Here is a 3,021-nt window from a genome sequence, read left to right as displayed (position 1 = left end):
CACCCTAATACACGGGGAAATGCTCAATCTTTGGGTCTTTTAGGGCAAATGGTGACAACAAGCACTTTGCTTGAGCCTTTTCGCAATGCTCCCAGTCGAACGGAAATTCGCAACTGTATCTTAAAACTGTTTTCGATTTTCGCTGAACTTCAACGGAAAGGGAAACGGGAAAAAACTGAGTTAAACGAGGATGACTTACCTAAATTGTGGATTTTGGCTACCTCTATTAGTTTGCACATCCTAGAGAGTTTTGATGCTAAATTAGAACTAGAAAACTGGACAGAAGGGATTTACTTTTTATCTCCCTCTCACCGAACGGCAATTATAGCGATTAATCAGTTACCTATTACCCCAGACACTTTACTGTTAAGATTGTTGGGACGGGGGAAAACCCAAAGCCAAGCGGTGAGAGAGTTGCTTGAGTTGCCCTCTGGCGATTCCTTCCGTCAAAATGTCATGGAATTATTGATCAGTTGGCGTGTGAGTGTTGAAATTAACAATCTTTTAGAATCAGAAGATAGGGAGGTATTTATGGCTTTATCTCAATCTTATTTAGAGTGGAAAGAGGCGACTAAACGGGAAGGACTTCAACAAGGACAACGACAAATTATTGAAAATTTAATGCAAGTGAGGTTTGGAGAATTGGATGAGTCTTTAATAAAAGTTGTTGATGAGTTGCTCAAGTTATCACCGATGGAGTCTAGTCGCCTTTTGTTAGAGTCTTCACGGGAAGATTTAATCAGACGATTCATCTCTGAATAAATTAATTAAGCTGGGTTAAAATACGTCTTAGCTTAAACAGCTTCAAAGAAGCAATAAACGGCGGAAAACGGGAGGATATTATTTAACAGATGAAGAATTGCGATAGACCTGAAAAGACGCTTATGATTTAGCTTTAGGACAAGCTACTTTAGAGGCTTTTCAAGGAAAATAGGGAGTCAACGAATTAGCAGAAATTGTGATAAAATGCGATTATTTACCAAGCAATGGTGTTGATTTTGTGGTGATTATATTCTCTTAAATCTCTACAGATGAATTAGAATAGGCTCAAGAATCTAAGCATCCAAAAAGTGAAGATTTTAAATTAATAATTATCTTAAAAAACTAGTTTCCATCCTAGCTAAAATTCTCTGAATAATTCTTTACCTAATTTCAGGAAGCCAATCTTCGTCTAAAATATCAGCTAAAGTATAAGGACTTGCCGAGGGGAATTTTAAATCCGTTTTCACCTCTGCCATTTTTCTGGCTTTACCATAAAGATAATCGAGACGATTAGATAAATGGTTTCTGAGATTGGTCGTTAATCTTAATTCTAATTGAGTCCGAAAACCAATTAATTCACCTCGCCAATGTCGCTCGTTATATTCTCGTTCGCTTGACCAATACTGATAGAATAAAAGATGTTGTATGATTTGAATTACTAAACTCTCAACGGCATTTTTTTGTTCCCTTCCCAAAGCTTCTAACTCCTCAATCAAATGCTCATAATCTAAACTATCAACTTGACGATTTTTTAACAATAAAACTGTCTCATCTAGCCATTGCTGATAATCTTCTTCATAGATAGATGATAAACTTTGTCCGGCATGAATCATCGGTTATTCCTCAATTTTTCAGAATATATTGCCATTATACACCAACAAAAAAGCACCCCCTTTCGAGGATGCCTTTTATCTAATGATTTAGACGCTAACTGATTAAAATGCCAAAAATAGGGAATTTATGGACTTTACCATCAAAGTTAGGTTGATGATTGAAGCTGGAAATCGCCATCATGTTGTATAAGCAACAGGATTAACGATAATTGCTATTAAGAGTCTTTTTTGGCTTGCTTCTTATTTAATTTTCCCGTCAAGAAAGCACCGAATCCGAGTAATCCTAAACCCAATAAATTGGACGGTTCAGGAACACTAACGCCACCAGTATTTTGAATAATGGGGTTTTGGGTGACTGTTACTGTTCCAGCAGCAGTAAATGTTAACCCCGTCACAAAAGCAGTAGGATTAGTTGGATCGAGCATTTCCGCAGGATCGATATCACTGATGCGAAAATCACTAAAGCCAAGGGGATTAACACCCAACAAGTTGAAAGTCGTTCCCGCAACTAGAGAATAATTGCCAAATCCGGGTAATTCTAAGGTAAAGTTACTGTCGCCTTGGGGGAGAGCATTAGGGATTAAAACAGAGGCGAATAAGGGGCCGCCTGTCACTGAATAATCATATCCTACCGACACAATGGGATCGAAAAAGATGGGGTTAGTTGTACCGAATCCATTATCACCGACGGGAACACCAGGAAAGGTAAAGCCGCCGGGGTTGCTTGGATTTGGAGTAGGGAGAAGCGGATTGGTAGGAGTTGTTCCTGGAGGAACTGGTTTTCCATCTAAACGAGCAATCCAAGCTTCAGTCAGACCATCAGGGTTAGTCCCAAAACCCACAACTGTTAACCCATCAGCAGAAATTGCGTTAGCTTCGTTCAAAAACCAACCGGTTAAATCTAAACCATAATCATTAGTTAAAACCTGTTGTAAGCTCCGCATCCCTTGGGTGCTATTCCAGATAAATGCCTCTGCGCCGGTAAAAGGGCCTGTCCTGCTGTAACCAACCACGACAGACCCATCGGCTGATACTCCATTAGCATAGCTAGCTATACCTCCAGATAGTACCCCTAGTCCGACCATTCCCCCTGCTTGTGTCCAACGGAATGCCTCAATAAGATTACCATTAAAACCATTACCACCATTGCTGTAACCAACAACAACAGACCCATCGGCTGATACTCCATTAGCCTCGCTAAAGCCAAGGAAACCATTAACCCCCGGTAAGTACCCTAGTCCTACCATACCTGTCCCTTGTGTCCAACGGAATGCCTCGTCACCACTTTTACCGAAATTTTGGGTTAAAGCCCCGTCCTTTTAGGACGGCTTTTTAAACTATATCTTGTTAACTTAACTTTTATTGTGCTATACTGATTTTGTCTAAGTCCCCCCTGCGTAAAATGTTTGTCTTAGAGTTTAAAGTT

Annotated in this window: 3 protein-coding genes; 1 reads left to right on the top strand and 2 read right to left on the bottom strand. The window is 39.8% G+C overall.

Annotated elements, in window-relative coordinates; all coding sequences use genetic code 11:
- Positions 1 to 762, top strand: a 762-nt coding sequence (locus tag O9334_RS21770; RefSeq protein WP_288002497.1) for a hypothetical protein, incomplete at its 5' end; no start/stop codon positions are given.
- A 380-nt stretch (positions 763 to 1,142) separates the two neighbouring features.
- On the opposite strand, the gene O9334_RS21765 is transcribed toward O9334_RS21770, so the two are convergent.
- Entirely contained in the window at positions 1,143 to 1,595 is a 453-nt protein-coding gene (locus O9334_RS21765) for a DUF29 domain-containing protein (protein WP_190381777.1), read from the bottom strand.
- Between the two features lie 215 nt (positions 1,596 to 1,810).
- Positions 1,811 to 2,842 carry a PEP-CTERM sorting domain-containing protein gene (locus O9334_RS21760; protein WP_288002494.1) on the bottom strand — a complete coding sequence of 344 codons (1,032 nt, stop codon included), beginning with the start codon at positions 2,840 to 2,842 and terminating at the stop codon, positions 1,811 to 1,813.
- Between the last annotated feature and the right edge of the window lie 179 nt (positions 2,843 to 3,021).

Origin of the sequence: Microcystis sp. LE19-8.1F, from assembly GCF_027531715.1 — a bacterium.
Lineage (GTDB): Bacteria > Cyanobacteriota > Cyanobacteriia > Cyanobacteriales > Microcystaceae > Microcystis > Microcystis wesenbergii_A.
The sequence above is the reverse complement of the archived record's forward strand: the minus strand, read 5'-3'. Positions and strand labels throughout refer to the sequence as shown.

What these genes read in the sequence shown, in the direction of transcription:
- O9334_RS21760 (WP_288002494.1), bottom strand. Translation starts at nt 2,842, where the DNA reads ATGGTAGGACTAGGGTACTTACCGGGGGTTAATGGTTTCCTTGGCTTT.
- O9334_RS21765 (WP_190381777.1), bottom strand. Translation starts at nt 1,595, where the DNA reads ATGATTCATGCCGGACAAAGTTTATCATCTATCTATGAAGAAGATTAT.